This is a genomic window from Curtobacterium sp. B18, from assembly GCF_000333375.1.
GTDB lineage: Bacteria > Actinomycetota > Actinomycetes > Actinomycetales > Microbacteriaceae > Curtobacterium.
Genome location: NZ_BACZ01000304.1, coordinates 1 through 24457 on the forward strand (window position 1 = coordinate 1; position 24457 = coordinate 24457).

The following is a 24457-nucleotide window of genomic DNA, read 5'->3' on the forward strand; positions in this document are numbered from 1 at the left end:
GATCATCCGCATCTGATCCGCCCCCTGCGGGACCCCACCTCCGAAGGGTGACTCCCGCATGCCCAGATCCGGGAGGCGTCCGCTNACCCGGAACACCAGACGCATCCACGGGAACGGAAAGATCATGCACACCACCACCACGCGCACCCTCGCGGTCGCGGCCGCACTGACCTTGGGCTTCACCCTCGCCAGCTGCTCCACGAGCAACAGCAGCTCGGAAACGGGTTCGTCGTCCTCGTCGACGTCGGCCGCGTCGGCGCACAACGACCAGGACGTGATGTTCGCGCAGATGATGCTGCCCCATCACAAGCAGGCCGTCGAGATGAGCGACATGCTCCTCGCCAAGGGCTCCGGCGTCGACACCGACGTCACCGACCTCGCGAAGCAGATCAAGGCCGAGCAGTCCCCAGAAATCAACCAGCTCACCACCTGGCTCAAGGGCTGGGATGAGCCAACCGAGTCGGAACACTCCGGGATGGGGCACTCCATGTCCGGGATGATGTCCGACTCCGACATGGACGACCTTGACCAGGCGTCCGCGAAGGACGCCGCGAAGCTCTACCTCGAGCAGATGATCCAGCACCACAAGGGCGCCGTCGACATGGCCAAGACCGAAGTCACCAAGGGCAAGAACACCGACGCCGTCGCGATGGCGAAGTCGATCGTGTCGAGCCAGACCGAGCAGATCACCCAAATGCAGGACATGCTCGCGTCCCTCTAAGCCCCGGGGTGGCCCCGGTGGGTTCGCCCTTCCCACCGGACCCGCGACCGGCCCCGCGGTAGTCCCCCGTCGCCGAGCTTCAGCGTTGCACGCCCGTGGAGCAGCATCCATGTGCGCCTGTTGTTGCTTTCTTACCGATTCCTGGGTGGGTCCCAGGCACGGTGGTGGCGCTCGCGCAGCGATGAGCTGGGACGGGCGTTGATCAGGTGGCGCCGGAGCGTCTCCCCCCTCACGCTTCGGCGTCACCTGGATACGACCGCCTCGACCACAGGCGGACCAATACTGTCGAGTTTCCGAGGAAGGACACGCATCATGCGTATCGGCTCGAGCATCGCGCTCATCGTTATTGGCGCGATCATCGCGTTCGCGGTCGACTACCAAGTCGCCGGCGTCAACCTGAACCTGATCGGTTTCATCCTGATGATCGCTGGCGTGGTGCTGCTGATCATTAGCCTCGCCGTCGCGTTTGGTGGGCACCGCACCACGACGACGACGCGGTCCGGTATCGACCCGGCATCTGGTGAGCAGATCACGCAGCAGGACCGCCGCGACGGCACCTACTGAGGATCGCGCCGCCGCGGGCTGCGGAGCCCCATCCAGCTGATCAGGGCGGCCCCCGCGGTTGACGCGGCAAGCACGCCGAGGGCGGCCGGGAGCGTCCAGGCGGCGGCGATCACGCCCACGAGGAGTGGCCCGCCGGCGTCGCCTGCTTCCCGGCCAAGTTCCGCGTTGCCCATCGTCCGGCCCATCCGCTCCTCCGGGGTGGCCGCGGCGAGGTGTGCGAATGCGAGGGGGGTGGTGATGCCGATCATCAGCCCGAACGCGATCGCGGCGACGAACAACGTGACCGCGTTTGGGGCGACCGCGAGGACGACCAGCGCAGCCGCCGCGACGAGGAGGCCTGCGGCGCTGCCGGTGCGTGTGTGGATCCGTCCGTCATCGCGGAGCCGTCCGATCTGCGGCTGGACCACGGTCGAGACGAGTGCGAGGACCGCGATCGCCGCGGCGCCGACCACGGCGGGGAGTTCGAGCCGCGTGGCGAGCAGCGGCAGGAATCCGACGGCCACGCCGAGCACGGCTGTCGTGGACGCCAGCACCAGGGTCGGGATGAGGAAGCTGCGGTCGGTCGTCTGACGGACGAGGTCGAGGACGGTGTACCGAGGTCGCGGCTGTACCGGCAGCGACGGCATCGAGACCATCACCCAGATCGCGGCGACCGCGGCGAGGACCGCGAGCGCGAGGTACAGCGCGCGGATGTCGAACGCCTGGACGAGGACGATGCCGAGGAGGGGGCCGAGGACGTAGCCGAGGCTCTTCCATGCGCCGTAGCGGCCGAAGTACCGGCCGAGGCGCTGCTTCCCGGCGATCCGCGCGACCGCCGCTGACGAGGCGGGGCTGAACGCGGAGGCCGCGGCGCCCTGGCCGAGCCGGGCGAGTGCGAGGACGATGACGGTGGGGACGACGATCGCGAGCAGGGACGCGGCGACGAACGCGACGAGTCCGCCGATGATGACGGGTTTCGCGCCGATGCGGTCGCTGAGCGCTCCGAACAGTGGCTTCAGGATCACCTCGGCGATGTCGTAGAGCGCGAGGACCGCTCCGAGGCCGAGCAGGCTCAGGCCGATTTCGTCGGTCTCCGCGCCGAGGACGCTGGCGACGCCGTGGGCGCCGAACGCGGTGGTGAAGCCGGCGAGGTAGAGGGGCGCGAGGTGTCGTGTGGGCGGCTGAGAAGTCGTCACGGGCTCAGTCTGATGGACGACCGAGACCGGCATGTGCTCTGTGACGGTCCGGCGGAGCCGGTGATCCGAGCGGTGACGTGGGTGTCGACTGCGATTGCGACGGAGGTGATCATCATCGACAGCCCTACGGAGGCGGTCACGTCGGTCAGCCAGTGGTACCCGAGGTACAGGCGGCTGAACACCTGGACCGCGATCATGACCGCCGCTATCGAGAAGAGGAGCACCGTCACCCATCGCCGATGCGTCCGGGATGCGATGAGGAACGCGCCGATGAGGAAGAAGTCGCTGGCGCCGAGGACGTGGCCGGACGGGAACGAGAAGGTGTGGTCGGGCCCGAGGAGCATGAGGCCGATTGGGGGCCGCGGGTGCCGGACGAGCGGCGCGGTGAGCTGCGCCGTCGCCACCCCGAGCACCATGCTGCTGGCGAGCAGGATCGGACGCCACGCATGGCGGGCGAGCAGGAACCAGACGACGGTGACGACGAGGACGATGATCGGCATGCCGACGGGTCCGAAGACGATCGCGAGGAACACCATCACGCCGGTCCGATCCGGCTGCCGCAGGCTGTTGAACCACGTCTCGACCGGCCGGTCGAGGTACTGCACCCCGGAGCGGGTGAGGACACCGACGAGCATGGAGGCGAACACCAGGGCACCGACGATCGCGAGGATCACCGAACCGCGCAGCAGCACGGCCCGCTCCTCAGCGGTGACCGCGTGCCGCTCGAGGGTGAACTTCCTCCCCCACCATCCTCGCTCGACGCTGCTCACCGCTGCGCCTGCGCCTGCGCGTGTGCCTCAGCGGTGCGGCGCCGGCGGCGAAGCAGTGCGCCGATGACCAGGGGCAGGACGGAGACGACGACCACGACGATCATGACCGCGTCGATGTGTTCCGCGATGAGGGGGATGCCACCGAGCAGCACACCGGCCGTGACGAGCAGACCGACCCAGGCGACGGCTCCGACGACGTTCCAGAGCATGAACCGGCCGACGGGCATGCGTGCGGTTCCTGCGGCCAGGGGGACGTAGGTGCGGACGACCGGCACGAACCGGCCAAGGACGAGGGAGATCCCACCCCATCGAGTGAAGAACGCCTCGGACTCCTGGAGTCGCGCCGGTGTGAGCAGGCGGGCGCCGGGGCGAAAGAGTCGACGTCCGACCCGGGCGCCGAGAACGTACCCGATCACGTCACCGACGATCGCTGCGACGACGGCGACGATGGCGACCTGCCAAGCGGTGACGCCGAGGGTGGCGCTGAGGATCGCGGCCGTCACCAGCAGGGAGTCGCCCGGCAAGAACGGGAACAGCACCCCGGATTCGACGACGACCAGGAGCGCGATGCCGGCGAGCACCCACGGGCCGAAAGCGTGCAGCAGCGACGCGGCGTTGAACAGGTGCAGGGCGAGCGGTGTCACAGGGCGTTTCTCCAGGTGGTTCCGGCCGGCGGGTGCCGCCGAGGGGTGCGGGAGGTGCGGCCGAGCATGCTGCGGACGGCGTCACCAAGCGAGCGGTGGTGTCGCCACTCGCGGACCGTCAGGGCCACGATGACGAGGTCGAACAGTGTCAGCAGTGCCAAGCCGACGCTGGGGTGCAGGACGAACTCGTAGCCCTGCCAGATGACGAAGCCACCGAGCGCGGCGATCGCCCACGGGTAGAGCCGGCGGGAGCCGCGGAAGATCGCAGCGACGATGCCGAGCTTCACCAGCCCGTGCACGATCAGGTACGCCGCCGCGAACAGTGTCGCGTCGGCGCTGAGGGTCGCGACGCCGTGACGGATCAGGTGCGCGAGGAGGTCGTCGGGGTCCTCCTGCAGCTCACCGGCCGTGACCAGCCGGGCCGCTGTCTCGACCTGCGCGGGCCGGAGGAACAGCAGCGGGATTCCGACCACGAGCTCGATGAATCCGTCGATCGCTTTGAACGCGAAGCCGACCAGGAAGACCAGGTCGAACCACCGTTCCCGTGTCCACCGTGCGTGCGTCATAGGAGCAGCGTCGGTCTGGGGGGCTCAGAAACGACCAAGACATGGCCTGCGTAGTTGTCTTACCCGTTTCTGGGGACACAACTCGCACAGTGAGTGACGAGGTGATGGAGATGGCGCTTTGGATCGGGCTCGCGGCGGCGGGTGTCGGTGTGCTCGGTGTGCTCGGTGTGGTGAGCGTAGCGGCCGCGTTGATCGCGGTTGCGGTGGAAGCCGACCGGGAGGGGCTTCTCGATGCTGACTGATGCCCACACCCACCCTCGATCGGTGCCCGCTCACCCATTCTGGGCATCCCGGCAGCGGCCGGCACGGCTCATCGCGCCCGGCGCTGTCGGGGTCCTCGGGTTCCTCATTGCGGTCGTCGGCAGCTGGGTGCCGAGCGTCTGGTACGACGAAGCCGCAACCGTGACGTCCGCGACCCGGTCGTGGGCGGCGCTCGGTCGAGAGATTCAGCACGTCGACATCGTCCACGCCACCTACTACGCATTCATGCACCTCTGGTTCGCGGCCGTCGGGTACTCACCGTTCACATTGCGGCTGCCGTCCGCGATCGCCGTCGGCGTCACCGCAGCACTGGTGGTCGTCCTCGGCGTCCGCCTCATCAGCATCCGGGTCGGCGTCGTCGCCGGAGTCTTGTTCGCCCTGCTCCCCCGGGTGACATGGATGGGTGCGGAAGGACGCTCCTTCGCGATCGGCGCGCTGCTCGCGACGGCCGCGACGCTGCTGCTGCTCACCGCGCTCGAACGCACAAACACGTCTAGCCGGCGGGCCTGGCCATGGTGGATCGCCTACGCGGCGGTGTCGTTCATCGGCGGTGCGGTGTTCCTGTACCTGGTGCTCATGACCGTCGGCCACGGGGTGAGCGTCGTCGCAATCCGGCGACTGCAACGACGGTCCTCGCGGGGACCGCTGCTCGCGTGGGCGGTCAGCGCCGGGGCCGCGATCCTGGCCGTGGCGCCCCTGGCCGTGCTGTCGTCGGCGCAGTCGGCGCAGATCTCCTGGATCCGCCACATCAGCTGGCACACCGTCAGCGAGGTGCTCGTCACGCAGTTCTCCTACAAGAACACCGGCTTCGCGGTCCTGCTGTGGGTGCTCGTCGCGATCGCTGCCGCGGTCGCGGTCCGGCCGACCGTCGTGCGGCAGCTCGTCGCCGTCGCGGGACCGTGGGTGCTGGTGCCGACACTGGGGCTGATCGCCGCGTCCATGGTGACGCATCCGCTGTACTCACCGCGGTACGTCGCGTTCGCAACCCCCGCCGCCGCCCTCCTGATGGCTGCCCCAACCGCACTGCTACCGGAGCGGTGGTTCCGGCCGGCGGCAATCGTCGTCGTGGTCCTCGCGGTCGGGCTGACCGCACCGAGCTGGGTCGCGCAACGGACCGTCACGGCGAAGGACGACTCGGCGTGGAGCGAGGTCGCGGCCCTCATCGGACGGCAACGGCTCGCCGAGCCCAGCGATGCCCGCGACGCGATCCTCTACGGCCCGGTGCAGCGGCACCCGAAGGCGACATCCCGGATCATCGAGGAAACCTACCCGGCCGTGTTCGCTGGGCTCCGCGACCCACTCCTGATCAGCCCGGCAGGTGCCGGCGACTCCCTCTGGGAAACGCACCGCCCACTCTCCGACGCCGGATCAGCGGTCGGCGAAGCGTCGACGGTATGGCTGGTGACCGCGACGAAGCCCGACGTACGGGCCACCGTCACAGCAACGCTGCAGCGTGCAGGGCTGCACGAGGCGCAGCAGTGGAAGATCGCCCGGACCTGGGTCATCCGCTACAACCGCTGACGACGGTGGCTACGCGGGGGTGCCGAGCCGGTACCCGCGGCCGCGAACGGTCGCGACGAGGTCCCGTTCGGTCTTCCGGCGGATGTAGTGCACGTACGTGTCGACCGTGCCGAGCTGCTCACCGCGCTCGAACACTGCGGACAGCAGCTGCTCCCGGGTGAACACCCGGTCGGGTTCCGCCGCAAGGATCGCGAGGAGTTCCGACTCACGGTCAGTCAGCGCCACGCGGCCGCTATACGGCGAGTGGACGGTGTGGTCCTCCGGGTAGAACGACCATCCACCGATCTCCACAACCCGGCCGAGAGTGTCGTCGCCGCGCGTCAGGACACGGAGGCGGGCGTTGAGCTCGTCGAAGTCGAACGGCTTCACCAGGTAGTCGTTCGCGCCGGCATCGAGGCCCAAGACACGGTCGTGGACCTCGCCCAGGGCCGTCAGCATCAGCGCAGGAGTCGTCACCCGGAACCGGCGGAGCTCACGGACGACGTCGAGACCATCACCATCTGGGAGCCGCCGGTCGACCACGAGCACGTCGAAGAGCCGGTGCATGGCCGCCTCGAGCGCATCCACCCGCGTCGCGACGAGTTCCACGTCCCACGAAGCGGCGAGGACATCGCGGATGATCGGTCCGAGCCGGGGATCGTCCTCGACGACCAGCACTCGACCTCGCCCTGTCATGCTCCCAGCCCCCGTCCCACGCGTCGCGTCGTCGCGTCGTCGCGTACGAGCGGCAGGGTGAGCGCGAACACCGTCCCAGTCTTTCCGGTGCGTTCGACAACGACGTCCCCGCCGGCTCGCACCGCGATGTCCCGAACGAGTGCCAGACCGATGCCGTTGCTCGTGCGGGTCGGTTGCCCAGACCCGCTCGGGGTGCCGTGCGCGAAGCGATCGAACACCCGCCGTGGCGCGATCCCGGTGATGCCCGCGCCCTCGTCTCGGACACGAATGACCACCCGCCCGCCGACGACCGTGTTTTCCACCCACACGGCACCGCCCGTCGGGCTGTGGCCAATGGCGTTGTCGATCAGCGCGACCAGGCAGCGTCGCAGCTGTGTCGGCGTTACCCGGAGTAGCGCCTGCCCTGGCGTCACGACGAGGTGCACGTTCCGATCCCGAGCGAGGACCGTCATGTCCTCAGCGGCGTCGGCAAGGGCACGATCCAACGGAGCTTCGGCGCGTTCGTCGGAGCGGCCAGCGGCTGTCGCGAGCAGGTCCTCGACCACCTCCGCCAATGCCCGGATGTCGTCGCGGAGCGCGTCCGCGACGGCCCGCTCCGACGTTGCTGCGGGGAGCATCGCCTGCAACTGCTGGGCGCGTGCGCTCAGCACCGTCAACGGGGTCCGCAATTCGTGGCTGGCATCGGCGACGAACGTCCGCTGCAGCCGGTACGCCTCCGCAAGTGGCCGGACAGCACGGCCGGCAATCAGCCATGTCGCGGCGCCGGCGAGGACGACCGCCGCAGTGCCGACGACGAGGACCGCGATGAGCAGGTCGAACGTGTCCAAGTACACGTGGACGTCTTCCGGCCCATGCCGCTCGAGCTGCTGCGCAGGGGTGAGCTGCCAGACCACGTAGACCACGACCAGGACGATCACCGCGAACACGAGCGCCGCGGACACAACCGCCACCCGCAGTCCGATCCGGAGCGCAGACCGCCGATACGCGCGACGGTCCGGATCACGGTCGGTAACGCCCTTCGCCACCGCCATGACCCACTGACCGAGTCGCTTCACCGGATGTCCTCTCACCGCTATCGACGGCTGTCGCCGGAGCGGTGCCGACCAGTCTGCTCCAACCGCGCCGCAGCGCGGCGGAGGACGACGTCGACCCACAGCAGCCGTGCCGCCGGGGCCACCGCTAGCGCCCACAGCACCGATGCGACCACATCAGCCGGCCAGTGCACCCCGTCAATGCACAGCGCCGTCGCGACCGCCACGACGCCCACTGCTCCCAGCAGCGCGGCCAAGCGACGGCGACGTCGGTCCGCGATGAGCATCAGCGCCGCGAGCAGCAGCGCGGTCACGAACACGACGTGCCCACTCGGGAATGACGCATCCACCTGCGCGGGCCCGAACGGGTGCGTTAGGCCGTGCGGGCGGGGCCGGCCGACGATGATCTTCAGCGCGGCGGACGGGAGCCACGTCAGCGCGACCACGCCTGCGAACGCCGCCGCGACCTGAAGCTGCCGTGTGCGGGCAAGCACGATTCCGGTGATGACGACCGTCAGCAGGATCGCGGGCACCGGCTCGAACACGGTGTAGACCGCAGTACAGAGCGCTCCAAGAGCGCCGATGTGCAGCACGTTTAGGGTCGCAGACAGCGAAGCATCCGCTGGGAAGGCCCGCACAACGAACCCCACGACCGCGAGGAACACGACCATCACGATCGCCCGTTCTACGGGCACCCTCCACCGTGCCGGCGAAGTGAAGATCGGAAGGACGCGCAGGTCACTGAGGTGGGTCACTCTCCCAGTGGAAGGCCATACCTCCAAGAAACAGCGAAGAACACCCGCGACGAAAGGTGCCGCGCGGATCGCGATCGTTCTTCGGACACGTCCTCAGTGGTCCAGCGTGCGTATCCACGTCGCTGGTGCTGCGCGTCCGCGAGCGATAGACAAGGAGCTACGGCCGCCGAAGGAGTTGTCGATGCTGGTTCAGGTTTGTGGTCTTCCTGGTGCAGGGAAGTCGACGCTGTCTGCTGCTATCGCGGAGCTGATGCCCTCGCTGACGCTCCGCGTCGACGCGATCGAGGGCGCGATGTGGAAGTACCAAATCCCACGCGAGCAGTCCGGTATCGCTGCGTACTCGATCATGCATGCCATCGCGGTACCGAACCTCCGTCGCGGTCAGGTGGTCATCGCGGACGCGGTGAGCGGCGTTGAACCTGCTCGGGCTGGGTGGGTGTCCACGGCTGATGCCGCCGGGGTGCCGCTGCGCGTGATCGAGGTCGTGTGTGCCGACGTCGACGAACACCGCCGCCGCGTGGAACAGCGTGCGAACGACCTGCCCGGGTTCACGTTGCCGACGTGGGACGAGGTACAGCGCACCGCCGACGAGTACGAGCCCCGCACGGACGATCGGCTCATCACCGACAGCACCCGCCCTCTCGAAGAGACGGTTCGCCAGGCACTCGACTACCTCGAACTCCACGCCCGGTAGGCGATCGGCTACCGGACGGCGGAGGTGGGGGGCGCGGTCCTACGGAATGGTCAGGTGTGCGAGTGGCCGTGGCTGTTCTCCTCGGGTGCGTCGCTCATCATGCGGAGCATCGACCAGGAACCGCTGCGGATGAACACGACCAGCAGGAACGCGGCGATCAGGAGGAACACGATGTTGAGCCAGGTGGTGTAGTTCCAGCTGATTGTGGTCGCGACGATGCTCAGGTGCCGGTTCGTGGGAATCAGGCCCAGCGGAGTGAACAGCAGCTCGACGGCCCACCCGGCGAGGACCATGGCGCCGTAGAAGATGCCGGTGATCCGGAGGGCGGCCTTCCAGCCGTAGTACTTCCGGTAGATGACGATGATCGGGATGATGATCAGGTCGGCGAAGATGAAGCTGATCACGCCGCCGAAGCTGATCCCACCGTTCCAGAGCACTGCAGCCAGGGGCACGTTACCGACGGAGCAGACGAAGCTCACCATCGCCAGGATCGGTCCGATGATTGGGTCGATGATGAACGCGAGCGTGGGGTGCCCTTCGAGGAAGATCGCTTGCAGCCAGGCTTTCGGCACCCACGCGTCGAATGCGCCGGCGATGAGCAGACCGATGATGATGTCGCGGATGACGGATGCCCAGTCCATGACGAAGTACTGCGACACACTTGTCAGCCCCGGCTTCGAGAACAGTCGCCGCCAAAACCCCTGGTTGCCCTGCACGGACATGTCCATCGCCGCGTGGCCCTCCATCGATCCGGCAAGGCCCTTGTCGGCTTGCTCGCGGGCGGCGTCGAGGATCTTGCCACGCATCCAGAGTCGGAAACCGAGGGCGATGAGGATGATCATGATTGGGCCGCCGATGAACTCCGCGAGGGTGAACTGCCAGCCCATCACGAACGCCAGGATCAGGCCGAGTTCGACGACGAGGTTCGTCGATGCGACCTCGAACGCCATCGCGGATGACAGGCTCGCGCCTTTCCGGAACAGGGCTCGTGCGAGTGCGACTGCGGCGTAGGAGCAGGACGATGACAGGGCGCCGAGTCCGGTCGCGACGCTGATCGCGCGAGGCGAGTCGTCGTGCATGAGCTTCATGATCCGGTCCGTGCGGACGACGGCTTGGATGATACCGGACAGGGCGAAGCCGAGGATGAGGGGCCAGAGGATCTCCCACCCCATGGAGCCAGCGGCTGCGAGGGCGTCGCCGAGCGCGTTGAGGATGAACATGTACACCTACTTCGTTGCGGTGCGGGAAGAGTGTCCCGCAGCGTCGTGAGAATGAGGGAGACCGGACCGGGTCGGACCGGACCGGTTGCGCGCCGAGGAGGCGGTCAAGCCTGCCTCGGCGCGCGCCGGGTCACTTGGATGCGAGCATGTCCTGCATCTGGGTGATCTGCTCGGTCTGGCTCTGCACGATCGACTTCGCGAGTGCGACCGCGTCTGCGTTCTTGCCCTTGGTGACTTCGGTTTTCGCCATGTCGACGGCGCTGGTGTGGTGCTGGATCATCTGCTCGAGGTAGAGCTGCCCGGCGTCCCGCGGGGACGCGTTCTGGAGGTCCTGCATGTCGGAGTCGGACATCATCCCCGACATCGCAGAGTGGTTCATCCCAGACATGCTCGGCATCTGGGTCGGTTTGTTCCACGCCTTCAGCCAGCCGGTCATTTCCATGATCTCGGGGGCCTGTTCGGCCTTGATCTGCTTCGCCAGCGTCCCGACGTCGGCCTGCACGCCGGAGCCCTTCGCGAGGAGCATGTCGCTCATCTCGATGGCCTGCTGGTGGTGGGGCAGCATCTGCTGCGTGAACTTGACGTCCTGATCGTTGTGCGACGCCGCGGAGGTGGATTTCGACGACGAGGATTCCGACGACGACGTCTCTGGGCTGCTGGTGTTGTTGGTGGAGCAGCCCGCGAGAGTGAGCCCGATGGCCAGGGCTGCGGCGGCCGCGAGAGCGCGCATGGTGGTGGTCTGCATGGTGGATTCCGGTTCCGTGGATGCGTCAGATGGGTGCGGGCAGGCGACTGCCTGCCCGGGTTCTGGGCATGCGGGTGCTCCCGGAGGGTGGGAGGACCCGCCGGGGTGGAATCAGACTCGGATGATCTGCAATGCCGATAGTGACGGCGGCCGCGGCGCCGCGACACGGCGTGCCACGTGGGCTGCGAGGGCGAGCAGCCGCGCGAGGAGATGCAGCACCCCGCCACTCCGGGCGCGGAGCAGCACCCACGCGAACAGGGCGATCGTCAGCATGCACGCCATCCCCATCAGCGAGCACATCAGCGCACACAAGCCACCATCGCAGCCGGCATCGCTCAGGACGTTCATCACCGCAACCGCGGGAACCACGTCTTGAGCATGACCGGTGGCCGCGGTGTGACTGGTGGCAGCGGCCGGGTGATGCTCCATCGCGGCGGTGGGAGCTGTCATCGGATGCTCAGGGTCGGCGGTGTGCCCGGCCATGGTGTGCATCAGGACCGTGAACCCGATCAGCAGCAGCAACGCCATCGTCGCCGTGACCTGCAACAGCAGTCGGCGACGCGGAGACGTGGTGATGATCATCTGGTTTCAGTGGGTCGGAGAGCGGAGAGCGTCAGCCGTGCGAGGCGACAGGTGACCGTCATGATACCCCCAAGGGGTACCCGCCGTCCGAGGATCGTGGAGGGCAGCAGCCAGCACAGGTATCGAGGTGCGGAAGATTGTCGGTGCAGGCATGGGGTGGTGGGTGCATACTTGTGGGGTCTTCGGACCCGGCAGTGGGGCTTGCCGGACCCAACCTCGACAATCGTCGACAACAGTCCCTATCTCAGCTGGTCGCGCTTTTGCGCGCCTGAGGTAGGGATATGTCATGGTCGAGTCGAACACTGCCGGTGTTGTCGTCGTCGGTGTGCAGCCAGGGCAGGCGCACGACGTCGTCGGTGTCGCGGCTGCCGTCGCTGAACGCTTCAGCGCCCGCCTGGTGTGTGTGGTCATCGATCCGGCGCTGCTGTCGACGGGGTTCCGTGCGGATGGGTCGGAGATCATCGAACCGATTGACCCGGACACGGCGGACAGCGACCCGCAGCAGCTCCCCGACGAAGACGTGCGGGTCATTCAGGAGCTCGCTGCAGCGCGATCAGTGGACGTGGAAGTTGCCTTCCGGGTCGGGGATCCGGGTCGCGCACTCGCTGCGGTGGCTGAGGAACGTGATGCGGTGATGATCGTCGTCGGATCGCAGACCGGCCGACGCCGGGTGACGGAACTGCTCAATGGGTCTGTCGCCGCGCACTTGACCCATCAGCAGCACCGGCCGGTGTTGGTCGTCCCGCATGACCCGGTTGGTGCCACCGTGGTCCGGCCGTCGGATGCCCCGTGACGGGCACGCTGATGCTTCTGCGGCATGGGGAGAGCACCGCGAACGAAGCCGGCACTTTCACCGGGCTCCTCGACGTCCCGCTCACGCCTCACGGTGAAGAGCAAGCGGCAGCGGCGGGGCAGCTTCTTCGGTCGAAGCACATCACGCCGGACGTCGTGGTCACCTCCACATTGCGCCGAGCCGTCCGCACCGCCGAACTGGTCTGCGACGCCCTCGGGACACAGATGCCCACAGAAGCGGTGTGGCAGTTCAACGAACGCAACTACGGTGCTCTGACCGAGATGACGAAGACCGACGCCCGTCGGATGCTCGGTGACGACAAGTACTTGCGGCTCCGCAGGTCCCGTACCGGCGCGCCGCCACCGATGTCGCTGCAGCTGTGGGAGGAACTGCGGTCAAGTTCCGCGCTGCGCGGCCTGCCCGACGGCGCTCTCCGACGCACCGAGGCCCTCTCGGACGTCATCGAGCGGGTCCGCCCCGTCCTGCACGACCGGCTCCTGCCGATGCTGCGGGCAGGGCGGAGCGTCCTCGTCGTCGCGCACGGGAACTCGCTCCGTGCGTTGTGCGCATGCATTGACGACCTCACCGACCCGGAGCTCGAGCAGCTGAACCTGCCGACCGGGCAACCCGTGCAGTACCACCTCGCCCCGACGGGTGCTCTCGTCCCGCGGGGTGGGGCGTTCCTGGATCCGACAGCAGCACAGCACGCCGCGGCGTTGGTCGCGGCAGAAGGCGGAACATGACCACCCGAACGGACACCCCGATGCCCGACGACCAGCTCCCCTCCGACCCGGACGTCGACGTCTCCGACCCCGCAGCGACCATGCGGCCGGTGCATCTGCGGTGGCGGTACGTCGGCCTCGTCGCAGTCGGTGGGGCCGCTGGTACTGCCCTCCGTGACGTCATCAGCATCGTGCTTCCTGCCGATGGCGGGGTGAGTTGGTCGATCTTCTGGATCAACATCACCGGCGCGTTGGCCCTCGGTGTGCTGTTGGAAGCGCTCGCGCACCGCGGGCCCGATGCCGGCCGCCGGAGGGTGCTGCGGCTGCTCCTCGGGACCGGGGTCCTCGGCGGGTTCACCACCTACAGCACCCTCGCCGAGTCCACCGCCGCCCTGTTCCTCGACGGGCACGGACTCGCCGGCACCGGGTACGCGCTCCTGACCGTCCTGTCCGGCGCGATCGCGACCGCCTGCGGTCTCGTCGTCGCCGGCTGGTTCCGACCCCGAACGGAGGACGCATGAACGCCGCGCTCATCCTCGCCGTCGCCGTCGCCGGCGGTGCCGGCGCTGCCGGCCGGTTCCTCCTCGACGGGGTGATCAACACCGGCCGGGAGTTCCGGCTCCCCGTCGGCACGTTGACGATCAACGTAACCGGGTCGCTGCTGCTGGGGATCATCGTCGGTGCCGCCACCCACCTCGGTGCGGTGCCGGTCGCGGTCCTCGGCACCGGGGTGATGGGCGGCTACACCACGTTCAGCACCGCCAGCTTCGAAACCGTCCGCCTCGCCCGCAGCGGCCGGATCACCGCCGCCGCGATCAACGTTCTCGGGATGCTCGTCGTCTCCGTCGCCGCCGCGACCGCCGGCATTCTCCTCGGCGGCACCCTGTGACCACCCCGCCCACTGACCACACACCCGCTCCAGAACCGGAGGCGCTGATGCTGTTCGACGTCACGATCGAGATTCCCCGCGGCAGCGGCAACAAGTACGAAGTCGACCACACCACCGGCCGGATCCGGCTCGACCGGGCGGTGTTCACCAGCATGGTGTTCCCCCAGGACTACGGCTCCATCGACAACACCCTCGGCGAGGACGGCGACCCCCTCGACGCCCTCGTGCTCCTACCCCGTCCCACGTTCCCCGGCGTCGTCATCACGGTCCGGCCGGTCGGGATGCTGCGCATGGTCGACGAGAACGGCGGCGACGACAAGATCCTCACCGTCCCCGCTGGCGACGACCGCTTCGCGCAGCTGCAGGACATCACCGATGGCCGGAGCCCACGCTGGCGGAGATCGAGCACTTCTTCTCCCACTACAAGGAGATCGAGCACGGTAAGCACGTCACCACCAACGGGTGGGCCGACCGTGCTGCTGCCGAAGCCGTCATCCGCACCGCACAGGAAGCCCACACCCGACACCCGTGACCCACGGGTCCACAGACTGCCGCGGGGAGGCACTGGCGCTGAGTGATCGCCAGGAGGTCGTCCCTCCGCCTCCCCGCGGCTTCCCCGCAACCACCCGCCAGCTCGACGCATGACCCGAACCGAAGGAGCGTCACCATGAACGACTACATCAGCGGCATCCACCACCACGGAGCACATCAGGGCGAGTACGTCACCCACCACGACCACCCCGTCACCATCGACGCCGTCCACGGCGCCCGCATCCTCGACTCCCGCGGCCACCCGACCGTTCGCGTCTCCCTCGAGCTCGACGACGGCCGCACCGTCACCGGGGACGCCCCCGCGGGCGCATCCACCGGCGCCCACGAAGCCGTCGAGCTCCGCGACGGCGGTTCCAAGTTCGGCGGCCGCGACGTTACTCAGGCGCTCCACCTGATCAACACCGACATCTCAGGGCTCCTCACTGGCCGGTCATGGTCTTCGATCGGGCGGATCGACGCCGCCCTCGCCGAACTCGACGGCACCACCGGGTACCGCCGGCTCGGCGCGAACAGCGTCGTCGCCACCTCGATCGCCGCATCCCGGGCCCTCGCCCACGCCGCGGACCTCCCGCTCTGGCAGTGGATCGCCGAGATCACCGGCTCGACGCCGCGCCTGCCGGTCCCGCACTTCAACGTCCTCAACGGCGGCGCGCACGCAGCGAACGCCCTGGACTTCCAGGAGTTCATGATCGCCCCCGTCGATGCCGACTCGATGGCCGACGCCGTCCGCATCGGCGCGGACGTCTACCACGCGCTCGCGGCCCTGGTGCGGGACCGGTTCGGCAGCCTCGGCCTCGGCGACGAGGGTGGCTTCGCACCGTCAATTGCCGCCCCCGAGGAAGCGCTCGACCTGCTCGTCGCCGCGATCCGTGCCGCCGGCTACGAGCCGGGCGTCGATCAGGTGGCGATCGCCCTCGACCCGGCCGCGAACGAGTTCTCCCAGGGCGCCGGCTCCTATCGGATGCTTGACGACAGCCTCGACCGGGACGGGCTGGTCGACTACTACCGGCACCTGGTCGACGCGTATCCGATCCGGAGCGTCGAAGACGGGTTCGCGGAAGACGACCATGAGGGGTTCCGCCGCATGCAGGCAGCGCTCGGAGACCGGATCCAGATCGTCGGCGACGACCTCTACGTCACCGACCCGCAACGGATCCGTGACGGCGGCGAACAGCAGCTGACGAACGCGGCACTGATCAAGCCGAACCAGATCGGCACCGTCTCCCAGACCCTCGGCGCGATCGCCACCGCCACCAGCGTCGGGATGGCCAGCATGGTGTCGCACCGTTCCGGGGAGACCACAGACACGTTCATCGCGGACCTCGTTGTCGGGACCGGCACCGGGCAGATCAAGTCCGGCGCACCCGCCCGCGGGGAACGCGTCGCGAAGTACAACCGGCTCATCGAAATCGCCGAACAGCACCCGGAGCTGCCCTACGGACTGATCTGACCACCGGCGCTCGAGCTGCGGGCGGTGTCTAGGAACGCCGTCACAGCGGGCCCCGGGCGGCCCGTCCAGATTGCGCGCAGCGGCCGGATCAGTGGCGGGCCGAGTAGCGGCACTCGGACGAGGGCACCGTCGGCGAGGTCGGTGTCGACGGTGCGGAGACTCATCACCGCCGGCGCGATGCCGGCCCGCGCGTTGGCGCGGATGATGCCGGTCGTCTCCAGCACGGCCGCTGGGGCGACCAGGCGGAACCCGGCACGGTCGAGCCACGCTTCGACCGTGGCGCGGGTGCCGGACCCTTCCTCGCGGAGCAGCAGTGGCGTCTCCGCGAGGTCATCCGCGGTGATGCCTGAAGCGCTTGCCCACGGGTGGTGCGGGGCGACGACGACCACGAGTTCGTCCTCGTCGACCACCAGCGAGGACAGGTCAGGTGGCGCAGCAGGTGTCTCCGTGAATCCGACGTCGGCAGCGCCGGAACGGACGAGGTCGGTCACGTCGGCGGAGTTCCCCGCGATCAAGCGCACCGACGCATCCGGCGCGGCAGCACGGTGGGTGAGCAACCACCCGGGGAGCAGGAGTTCGGCGATCGTCTGCGACGCTGCAACGACGAGGGATCCCGCGGGTTCTCGAAGCGCGGCGACGCCTGCTTCGAGCCGCCGGGATGCCTCCAGCACCGGGACGGCCAGACCGAGCACCACTCGGCCGGCGTCGGTCAGCGCGGTCCCTGATGCCGTCCGGTGCGCCAGCGGCTGACCGATTGCCTGTTCCGCGGCACGCAAGCGTGCCGACACCGCCTGCTGTGTCACCCCCAACACGTCGGCCGCGCGGGTCAACGAACCGGTCTCCGCGACGCGGACGAGGACCTCGAGGGTGTCGAGGTCCAGAGTCCGGTCCGTCAGCCGCCGCAGTGCCACAAGCAGCCATTGTGCCCTGCCAACGAGTTCGCCGTTCCCGAACCATGGGGCACACGCGCACGATGGGTGCATGTCCGCTCACCTCGCCCACGCACCCGCGACGTCCGAGCATGGTGTGCGCGACCGGCGGTTGTTCCGAGAGTTGGAACGGCCGGGCCTGATCGTGTCGAACCTGACTCCGAACTGGTTCGCGTCGATCATGGGCACCGGGATCGTCGCCGTCGCGGCAGCGTCGCTGCCGCTGCAGTTCCCGGGGCTCCGGACTGCGGCGACGGTCGTCTGGGCGATCGCGGCGGTCCTGCTCGTCGCCCTCACCATCGCGACGGTCCTGCACTGGATCCGCTACCGGAGCACAGCGGCGAAGCACCACCTGCACCCGGTGATCTCGCACTTCTACGGGGCACCGCCGATGGCGTTCCTCACCGTCGGCGCCGGAACGATCCTCCTCGGCAAGGACTGGATCGGCCTCCCCGCCGCTGTCACCATCGACTGGGTCCTCTGGACCGTCGGCACCGTCGGCGGACTGCTCACTGCGGTCCTCGTGCCGTACCTGGCGTTCACCCGCCACGAGAACGGACCCGACTCCGCGTTCGGCGGTTGGCTGATGCCGATCGTCCCGCCTATGGTGTCTGCCTCCACCGGCGCCCTCCTGCTGCCCTACGCCCCCGCCGGGCAGGGGCGCGAGACACTGCTGTGGGCCTGCTACGGCTTCTTCGGCCTCAGCCTCGTCACGTCCCTGGTCGTGATCACGTTGATCTGGAGCCGACTCGCGCAGCATAAGGTCGGTGCGGCCGGGATGGTGCCGACGCTGTGGATCGTCCTCGGACCGGTCGGGCAGTCGATCACCGCGGTGAACCTCCTCGCCTCGAACGCCCCCACCGTGGTCGATGCCTCGACCGCCCACGCGCTGCTGGTCGTGGCGTTGGTGTACGGGTTCGCGATGCTCGGCTTCGCGCTGCTGTGGACCGTCATCGCCCTCGCCATCACCATCCGCACCGCCCGCGAGCACCTGCCGTTCAGCCTGACCTGGTGGTCGTTCACGTTCCCCGTCGGTACCTGCGTCACCGGCCTGAACGGCCTCGCCCTGCACTCCGGACTCACCGTCGTCGCCGTCCTCGCAGTCGTCTACTACGCCGGCCTCGTCGCCGCGTGGATCATCGTTGCCGTCCGGACCTTCCACGGCTCCGTCATCCGCGGCACACTCCTCGCACCACCACAGCCGGCGTGAGCACGCCGGACGAATTCGCGGATGAGGTCGCGGACGTTCGATCGCTGAACGCCCTCGCGGAGACATGGCGCACCGCACCCGACGGTGCGCGGCGCTTCGTCCCGAGTTTCGACCCACGATCCGGCGGCACGTCCAGCCGAGTGCTGGTCCTCATGCAGTCACCCGGCCCCCAGACGATCGCCGCAGCGCACGCGGCGGTCTGCAGCGAGGACAACCCGGGGCCGACCGCGGCCGCGTATCGCGCAGCCCGCATCGAGTCCGGACTCGCACGCAAGGAGTACCTTCGCTGGAACCTCATCCCGTGGGAGCTCCCCGGGCGCATACGACCTGCGGACATCGACGAGGGACGACATGCCCTGAGCGTTCTCCTCAAGGCGCTCCCCTCCGTCGAAGCGATTGTCACGTACGGGAGCATCGCTCTCGACGGAGTCATGCGGTACCTCACCTTGGACGAGCACGCCCGACTCGTCCCCGTCATCGCGGCACCACACCCCTCGCCCGCCAACGGCCGCCACCGCTCGGAACAACACCGACGTTCCGTTCAGGCACTCCGACTCGCCGCACGGATGCGTCGAATGTAGCGAGGCTTCAGCTGCCTCCACTGGCAAGGCACGAGTGACCGATAGCCGGTCCTTCAGCGGACGCACCCTCCTGTCCCGCGCGCACAGCAGCAGCCGTGTCGCACATACCCCGTCCGAATTGAATCTCGTTGAGGGCCCGCCATACGACCGCACCAGCGACGACGGCCGCGAACGAAGAACGCCCCGCCAGCCGAAGCCAGCGGGGCGTCCTCACGAATCAGACCGAACTCAGAAGTCCCAGTCCTCGTCCTCGGTGTTCACAGCCTTGCCGATCACGTACGACGACCCCGACCCCGAGAAGAAGTCGTGGTTCTCGTCGGCGTTCGGCGACAGGGCCGACAGGATGGCCGGGTTCACGTCCGTGATGTTCTTCGGGAACATCGGCTCGTAGCCCAGGTTCATCAGCGCCTTGTTCGCGTTGTAGTGCAGGAACTTCTTGACGTCCTCGGTCAGCCCGACTTCGTCGTAGAGGTCCTGCGTGTACTGCACCTCGTTCTCGTACAGCTCGAAGAGCAGCGAGAACGTGTAGTCCTTGAGTTCGTCGCGCTCGGCCTGCGTGAGCTGCTCGAGCCCCTTCTGGTACTTGTACCCGATGTAGTACCCGTGGACGGCTTCGTCACGGATGATCAGGCGGATGAGGTCGGCGGTGTTCGTGAGCTTCGCCCGCGACGACCAGTGCATCGGCAGGTAGAAGCCGGAGTAGAACAGGAACGACTCGAGCAGCGTCGAAGCGACCTTGCGCTTCAGCGGCTGGTCGCCCTGGTAGTAGTCCATGACGATGGACGCCTTCTTCTGCAGGTTCGGGTTCTCCTCGGACCAGCGGAAGGCTTCATCGATCTCGGGCGTCGACGCGAGGGTCGAGAAGATCGACGAGTAGCTCTTGGCGTGCACCGACTCCATGAACGCGATGTTCGTGTAGACGGCTTCTTCGTGCGGGGTGACCGCGTCGGGGATGAGCGACACGGCGCCGACGGTGCCCTGGATGGTGTCGAGCAGGGTCAGGCCGGTGAAGACGCGCATGGTCAGCTTCTGCTCGGCCGGCGTCAGCGTGTTCCACGACTGCACATCGTTCGACAGCGGCACCTTCTCGGGCAGCCAGAAGTTGTTGACGAGGCGGTTCCACACCTCGACGTCCTTGTCGTCCTGGATGCGGTTCCAGTTGATGGCCTGGACCCGATCAATGAGCTTCAGCTTCTCGACCAACGCACGTTTCCTTCAAGAGATGGTGACTAAGTGACGGACTGGAGGCGCGGTGCGGGGCCGCCCCGCGCCTCCAGTCCAAAAGGTGATCGCGTGAGCGATCAGAGCATGCAGGAGACGCAGCCCTCGACCTCGGTGCCCTCGAGCGCGAGCTGGCGCAGACGGATGTAGTAGATCGTCTTGATGCCCTTGCGCCATGCGTAGATCTGCGCCTTGTTGATGTCGCGCGTGGTGGCGGTGTCCTTGAAGAACAGCGTCAGGGACAGGCCCTGGTCCACGTGCTGCGTCGCCGCGGCGTACGTGTCGATGATCTTCTCGGCACCGATCTCGTACGCGTCCTGGTAGTAGTCCAGGTTGTCGTTCGTCATGAACGGCGCCGGGTAGTAGACGCGACCGAGCTTGCCTTCCTTGCGGATCTCGATCTTCGACGCGATCGGGTGGATCGACGACGTCGAGTGGTTGATGTACGAGATCGAACCGGTCGGCGGGACGGCCTGCAGGTTCTGGTTGTAGATGCCGTGCTCCTGGACGGACGCCTTGAGCACCTTCCAGTCGTCCTGCGTCGGGATGGTGATGTTCGCGTTGGCGAACAGCTCCGCGACGCGGGCGGTCGCCGGCGTCCACTCCTGGTCGGTGTACTTGTCGAAGAACTCGCCCGACGCGTACTTCGAGTCACGGAAGCCGTCGAAGGTCTCGCCGGTCTCGATGGCGATCTTGTTCGACGCACGCAGGGCGTGGAAGAGCACCGTGTAGAAGTAGATGTTCGTGAAGTCGATGCCCTCTTCGGAGCCGTAGTACACGCGCTCACGAGCGAGGTAGCCGTGCAGGTTCATCTGGCCGAGGCCGATGGCGTGCGACTTGTCGTTGCCGTCCTCGACGGAACGGACCGACGTGATGTGCGACATCTGCGACACCGAGGTGAGGCCGCGGATGGCGGTCTCGATGGTGCGGCCGAAGTCCGGCGAGTCCATCGTCAGCGCGATGTTCAGCGAGCCGAGGTTGCAGGAGATGTCCTTGCCGATCTCGTTGTACGAGAGGTCCTCGTTGAACGTGGTCGGGGTGTTGACCTGCAGGATCTCCGAGCACAGGTTGGACATGTTGATCCGACCCTTGATCGGGTTCGCCTTGTTCACCGTGTCCTCGAACACGATGTACGGGTAGCCCGACTCGAACTGGATCTCGGCGATGGTGGTGAAGAAGTCGCGCGCCTTGATCTTCGTCTTCTTGATGCGCGAGTCGTCGACCATCTCGCGGTACTTCTCGGAGATCGGGACGTCACCGAACGGGACGCCGTAGACCTTCTCGACGTCGTACGGCGAGAACAGGTACATGTCCTCGTTGTTCTTCGCGAGCTCGAACGTGATGTCCGGCACGACGACACCGAGGGACAGCGTCTTGATGCGGATCTTCTCGTCGGCGTTCTCACGCTTGGTGTCGAGGAACCGCATGATGTCCGGGTGGTGGGCGCTGAGGTAGACCGCACCGGCACCCTGACGCGCGCCGAGCTGGTTCGCGTAGGAGAAGGAGTCTTCCAGCAGCTTCATCACGGGGATGATCCCCGAGGACTGGTTCTCGATCTGCTTGATCGGGGCGCCGGCCTCGCGGATGTTGGAGAGGAGCAGGGCCACGCCGCCGCCGCGCTTCGAGAGCTGCAGCGAGGAGTTGATGCCGCGCGAGATCGACTCCATGTTGTCCTCGATGCGGAGGAGGAAGCAGGAGACGAGCTCGCCGCGCTGGGCCTTCGCGGTGTTGAGGAACGTCGGGGTCGCGGGCTGGAAGCGGCCGGCGATGATCTCTTCCACGAGGTCGATCGCGAGCTGCTCGTTGCCCTGTGCGAGGCCGAGGGCGGTCATCACGACGCGGTCCTCGAAGCGCTCGAGGTAGCGCTTGCCGTCGAACGTCTTGAGCGTGTAGCTCGTGTAGTACTTGAACGCACCGAGGAACGTCTGGAACCGGAACTTCTTCGAGTACGCCAGGTCGTTGAGCCGCTGGATGAAGTCGAGCGAGTACTGCTCGATCGTCGCGGCTTCGTAGTACTCGTTCTCGACCAGGTAGTCGAGCCGCTCCTTCAGGTTGTGGAAGAAGACGGTGTTCTGGTTGACGTGCTGCAGGAAGAACTGCTTCGCGGCCTCACGGTCCTTGTCGAACTGGATGTTCCCGTCCGCGTCGTAGAGGTTGAGCATCGCGTTGAGGGAGTGGTAGTCCATCCCCGTCTGCGGCGACGTCAGATCGACGTCTGCAACTGCTGCGTCCAAAATGCATCCAATCCTGTGTTGACCGCTGACACGTCGTCAGGAGTCCCGAAGAGTTCGAATCTGTAGAGGACGGGGACGTTGCACTTGCGTGCGATGACGTCCCCTGCGAGGCCGTACGCCTCGCCGAAGTTCGTGTTCCCCCCGACGATCACACCGCGGATGAGCGAACGGTTGCGTTCGTCGTTGAGGAACTTGATGACCTGCTTGGGGACCGCGCCCTGTCCGTTGCCGCCGCCGTAGGTGGGCAGCACCAGCACGTACGGCTCGTCCACGTGGAGGAACGGGTCGTTCGGGTAGAGCGGGATCCGGTCCGCGTCGCGGCCGAGCTTCTCGACGAAGCGCGCGGTGTACCCGGACACGCTCGAGAAGTAGACCAGTCGGCTCATGGTGCGCTCCTCGTGGAAGGTGCGGACAGACGGACCGTGGGTGTCTTGCGGTGGTGATCCGAGCCTCCTGAACGAGCTCGGGTCACCACTCGCGGACGTGGGACGAACTACGCGAGTTCGGCGCTGAGCGTCGCGATCTTGTCGGGACGGAAGCCCGACCAGTGGTCGTCGTCGGTGACGACGACGGGCGCCTGCAGGTAGCCGAGGCTCTTGACGTGCTCGAGCGCGGCCTCGTCGGTGGAGACGTCGTGCACTTCGTACTGGATGCCCTTGTTGTCGAGCGCCCGGTACGTCGCGGTGCACTGGACGCAGGACGGCTTGGTGTAGACGGTGACGGCCATGATCTCCCCTGGTGGTGGTACGCGCTTGCGTTGCTGTGTGTGGGTCGTGCTGGTGCCTGTGGACCGGTGCTCCCACCCCTGTGGAACCCGTCGTGACCGACGTTTCCGGGCAGGTGCTTTCCGGTGACTCGATACTACATCTAGTGGCCGACACCGGGACCGACCACAAGAGAAAGTGTTACAGCCGTGTAGTTCTCCACAACGCCCTCCACAGTGTGAACAGTTCGGAGAGGCCCGTGATTCCGCCACTCTGGCACCGGCCACCGACATTCCTCCACACCTTGTGGACACATCTCTCCACGGGTGTGCACTGCACTCGCTCGGCGTGTCGCAGCAACCCCTCCACAACCCGTCCGCGAGCCGCCGCCGTTCACCTCCCCCGGACGGGTGACAGGGCGATCCGTCCGGTCCGTACACTCGTGGCGTGAGCACGTACGGTCCCCTCCTCAAGACGCCCGGCGTCGGTCGCGTCATCGCCGCGCAGCTCACCGCACGCTTCCCGTTCGGCATGCTGTCGCTGGCCTACCTGCTGCACGTCGAGCACGTCTTCGGCTCGTACGGCGCAGCCGGCCTCGTGCTCGCGACGACGAGCGTCGGCCAGGCGATCGCGGGACCGCTCACCAGCCGGTGGATGGGCAGCTGGGGCATGCGTCCGGTGCTCGTGCTGACGAGCCTCGTCGCGCTCGTGAGCATGGGCGTGATCGCGTTCGTCGTCATGCCCCTGTGGGCCTACGTGGTCGTGGGGTTCCTGGGCGGTCTCGCCGTCCCGCCTGTGCAGCCCGCGGTGCGCACCATCTACCCGAAGATGGTGACCTCGTCGCAGCTGACACCCCTCTTCTCCCTCGACGCGAGCGCGCAGGAACTCATCTGGGTCGCCGGCCCGGTCATCACCACGTTCGTCGCGACGCAGATCGGCACGATCGAGGCGATCGTCCTCGCGATGGTGTTCCTCGTGGTGGGCGGCACGTGGTTCATCGCCTCCCCCGAGCTCGGCCGCGTCCGCATCCCACGGTCGAAGCGCGCGTTCGGCGTCGTCCTGAAGCGGCCGTCGGTCGTCGTCGCCACCCTCACCGGTCTCCTCCTGATCGGGGCCTGTGCCGCGGTCGAGGCGAGCGTCACGAGCGTCTTCGGCGAGGGCAGCCCGAACGCCGGCATCGTCCTCGCGGTGTTCGCGGTCGGGTCGCTCATCGGCGGCCTGACCCTCGGCCACCTGCCGATCTCGCGC

The 24457-nt window shown here is 67.5% G+C and carries 27 protein-coding genes and 1 pseudogene; 13 read left to right on the forward strand and 15 right to left on the reverse strand.

Features of this window, described 5'->3' with window-relative positions:
* The first annotated feature begins 124 nt into the window (after positions 1–124).
* Together I5E_RS08100 and I5E_RS08105 are read left to right on the forward strand one after the other, a co-directional pair.
* Positions 125–721, forward strand: a complete 597-nt coding sequence (locus I5E_RS08100) for a DUF305 domain-containing protein (protein ID WP_022906531.1) — start codon at positions 125–127, stop codon at positions 719–721.
* Between the two features lie 312 nt (positions 722–1033).
* On the forward strand, positions 1034–1285 hold the full coding sequence (locus tag I5E_RS08105; protein WP_022906532.1) for a DUF6458 family protein: 252 nt from the start codon (positions 1034–1036) through the stop codon (positions 1283–1285).
* Here the strand turns inward: I5E_RS08105 and I5E_RS08110 are convergent.
* The 4 genes from I5E_RS08110 to I5E_RS08125 are packed head-to-tail and all read right to left on the reverse strand — an operon-like array spanning position 1279 to position 4440.
* Positions 1279–2460, reverse strand: coding sequence for an MFS transporter (locus tag I5E_RS08110; RefSeq protein WP_022906533.1), 1182 nt, complete (start codon positions 2458–2460; stop codon positions 1279–1281). The two genes, I5E_RS08105 and I5E_RS08110, sit on opposite strands and share 7 nt — an antisense overlap.
* Positions 2457–3230: a phosphatase PAP2 family protein gene (locus I5E_RS08115; RefSeq protein ID WP_022906534.1), complete on the reverse strand. Its 774-nt coding sequence runs from the start codon at positions 3228–3230 to the stop codon at positions 2457–2459. Before I5E_RS08115 ends, I5E_RS08110 begins: the two co-directional genes overlap by 4 nt.
* Positions 3227–3874 carry a DedA family protein gene (locus tag I5E_RS08120; protein WP_022906535.1) on the reverse strand — a complete coding sequence of 216 codons (648 nt, stop codon included), beginning with the start codon at positions 3872–3874 and terminating at the stop codon, positions 3227–3229. Before I5E_RS08120 ends, I5E_RS08115 begins: the two co-directional genes overlap by 4 nt.
* The gene (locus I5E_RS08125; protein ID WP_022906536.1) at positions 3871–4440 is read right to left on the reverse strand and encodes a DUF2127 domain-containing protein; all 570 of its coding nucleotides are present in this window, start codon (positions 4438–4440) and stop codon (positions 3871–3873) included. Before I5E_RS08125 ends, I5E_RS08120 begins: the two co-directional genes overlap by 4 nt.
* Before the next feature lie 89 nt (positions 4441–4529).
* Between I5E_RS08125 and I5E_RS25350 the strand changes: the two genes are divergently transcribed.
* Entirely contained in the window at positions 4530–4682 is a 153-nt protein-coding gene (locus I5E_RS25350; protein ID WP_187290480.1) for a hypothetical protein, read from the forward strand.
* 22 nt (positions 4683–4704) lie between these two features.
* Entirely contained in the window at positions 4705–6222 is a 1518-nt protein-coding gene (locus I5E_RS08135) for a glycosyltransferase family 39 protein (protein ID WP_022906538.1), read from the forward strand.
* Between the two features lie 9 nt (positions 6223–6231).
* Here the strand turns inward: I5E_RS08135 and I5E_RS08140 are convergent, their stop codons facing one another.
* From I5E_RS08140 to I5E_RS08150, 3 genes are read right to left on the reverse strand one after another with little or no spacing between them, the layout of a single operon-like run.
* Positions 6232–6897, reverse strand: a complete 666-nt coding sequence (locus tag I5E_RS08140) for a response regulator transcription factor (protein WP_031261886.1) — start codon at positions 6895–6897, stop codon at positions 6232–6234.
* Entirely contained in the window at positions 6894–7952 is a 1059-nt protein-coding gene (locus tag I5E_RS08145; RefSeq protein ID WP_022906540.1) for a sensor histidine kinase, read from the reverse strand. The genes I5E_RS08140 and I5E_RS08145 overlap by 4 nt, the downstream gene beginning before the upstream one ends.
* 17 nt (positions 7953–7969) lie before the next feature.
* On the reverse strand, positions 7970–8599 hold the full coding sequence (locus I5E_RS08150) for a phosphatase PAP2 family protein (protein WP_148286899.1): 630 nt from the start codon (positions 8597–8599) through the stop codon (positions 7970–7972).
* A gap of 190 nt (positions 8600–8789) precedes the next feature.
* Here I5E_RS08150 and I5E_RS23430 point away from each other — a divergent pair, with 190 nt between their 5' ends.
* Positions 8790–9377: an AAA family ATPase gene (locus I5E_RS23430; RefSeq protein ID WP_187290482.1), complete on the forward strand. Its 588-nt coding sequence runs from the start codon at positions 8790–8792 to the stop codon at positions 9375–9377.
* 50 nt (positions 9378–9427) lie between these two features.
* Here the strand turns inward: I5E_RS23430 and I5E_RS08160 are convergent, their stop codons facing one another.
* The 3 genes from I5E_RS08160 to I5E_RS08170 form a co-directional block, all read right to left on the reverse strand.
* Complete coding sequence (locus I5E_RS08160; RefSeq protein ID WP_031261893.1) at positions 9428–10597, reverse strand: permease; 1170 nt, start codon at positions 10595–10597, stop codon at positions 9428–9430.
* Between the two features lie 130 nt (positions 10598–10727).
* Positions 10728–11342, reverse strand: coding sequence for a DUF305 domain-containing protein (locus I5E_RS08165; protein ID WP_022906544.1), 615 nt, complete (start codon positions 11340–11342; stop codon positions 10728–10730).
* Between the two features lie 111 nt (positions 11343–11453).
* Positions 11454–11924: a hypothetical protein gene (locus I5E_RS08170; RefSeq protein ID WP_022906545.1), complete on the reverse strand. Its 471-nt coding sequence runs from the start codon at positions 11922–11924 to the stop codon at positions 11454–11456.
* Between the two features lie 286 nt (positions 11925–12210).
* Here I5E_RS08170 and I5E_RS08175 point away from each other — a divergent pair, with 286 nt between their 5' ends.
* The 6 genes and pseudogenes from I5E_RS08175 (at position 12211) to eno (ending at position 16330) form a co-directional block, all read left to right on the forward strand.
* Positions 12211–12717, forward strand: a complete 507-nt coding sequence (locus I5E_RS08175) for a universal stress protein (RefSeq protein WP_022906546.1) — start codon at positions 12211–12213, stop codon at positions 12715–12717.
* A complete protein-coding gene (locus I5E_RS08180; protein WP_022906547.1) occupies positions 12714–13460 on the forward strand; it encodes a 2,3-bisphosphoglycerate-dependent phosphoglycerate mutase in 747 nt (248 codons plus the stop codon). The genes I5E_RS08175 and I5E_RS08180 overlap by 4 nt, the downstream gene beginning before the upstream one ends.
* A complete protein-coding gene (locus I5E_RS08185) occupies positions 13457–13960 on the forward strand; it encodes a fluoride efflux transporter FluC (protein WP_031261894.1) in 504 nt (167 codons plus the stop codon). Before I5E_RS08180 ends, I5E_RS08185 begins: the two co-directional genes overlap by 4 nt.
* Complete coding sequence (locus I5E_RS08190) at positions 13957–14328, forward strand: fluoride efflux transporter FluC (protein WP_022906549.1); 372 nt, start codon at positions 13957–13959, stop codon at positions 14326–14328. The genes I5E_RS08185 and I5E_RS08190 overlap by 4 nt, the downstream gene beginning before the upstream one ends.
* A gap of 47 nt (positions 14329–14375) precedes the next feature.
* Positions 14376–14860 (forward strand): annotated as a pseudogene (locus tag I5E_RS21440) (inorganic diphosphatase).
* Between the two features lie 135 nt (positions 14861–14995).
* Positions 14996–16330: a phosphopyruvate hydratase gene (gene eno / locus I5E_RS08200; protein WP_022906550.1), complete on the forward strand. Its 1335-nt coding sequence runs from the start codon at positions 14996–14998 to the stop codon at positions 16328–16330.
* Here the strand turns inward: eno and I5E_RS08205 are convergent.
* A complete protein-coding gene (locus tag I5E_RS08205; protein WP_022906551.1) occupies positions 16315–17241 on the reverse strand; it encodes a LysR family transcriptional regulator in 927 nt (308 codons plus the stop codon). The two genes, eno and I5E_RS08205, sit on opposite strands and share 16 nt — an antisense overlap.
* Before the next feature lie 70 nt (positions 17242–17311).
* Here I5E_RS08205 and I5E_RS08210 point away from each other — a divergent pair, with 70 nt between their 5' ends.
* On the forward strand, positions 17312–18469 hold the full coding sequence (locus I5E_RS08210) for a TDT family transporter (protein WP_022906552.1): 1158 nt from the start codon (positions 17312–17314) through the stop codon (positions 18467–18469).
* Between the two features lie 809 nt (positions 18470–19278).
* Here the strand turns inward: I5E_RS08210 and nrdF are convergent.
* The 4 genes from nrdF to nrdH all read right to left on the reverse strand — a co-directional run bounded on the left by nrdF (position 19279) and on the right by nrdH (position 23232).
* Positions 19279–20253: a class 1b ribonucleoside-diphosphate reductase subunit beta gene (nrdF, locus tag I5E_RS08220; RefSeq protein ID WP_022906554.1), complete on the reverse strand. Its 975-nt coding sequence runs from the start codon at positions 20251–20253 to the stop codon at positions 19279–19281.
* A gap of 98 nt (positions 20254–20351) precedes the next feature.
* Positions 20352–22457 carry a class 1b ribonucleoside-diphosphate reductase subunit alpha gene (gene nrdE, locus I5E_RS08225; RefSeq protein WP_022906555.1) on the reverse strand — a complete coding sequence of 702 codons (2106 nt, stop codon included), beginning with the start codon at positions 22455–22457 and terminating at the stop codon, positions 20352–20354.
* Between the two features lie 17 nt (positions 22458–22474).
* Complete coding sequence (nrdI, locus tag I5E_RS08230; protein ID WP_022906556.1) at positions 22475–22891, reverse strand: class Ib ribonucleoside-diphosphate reductase assembly flavoprotein NrdI; 417 nt, start codon at positions 22889–22891, stop codon at positions 22475–22477.
* A 107-nt stretch (positions 22892–22998) separates the two neighbouring features.
* Complete coding sequence (nrdH, locus tag I5E_RS08235; protein ID WP_022904483.1) at positions 22999–23232, reverse strand: glutaredoxin-like protein NrdH; 234 nt, start codon at positions 23230–23232, stop codon at positions 22999–23001.
* Between the two features lie 424 nt (positions 23233–23656).
* Here nrdH and I5E_RS08240 point away from each other — a divergent pair.
* Positions 23657–24457 (forward strand): MFS transporter (locus tag I5E_RS08240; RefSeq protein WP_022906557.1); only part of this gene is annotated, 801 nt, incomplete at its 3' end.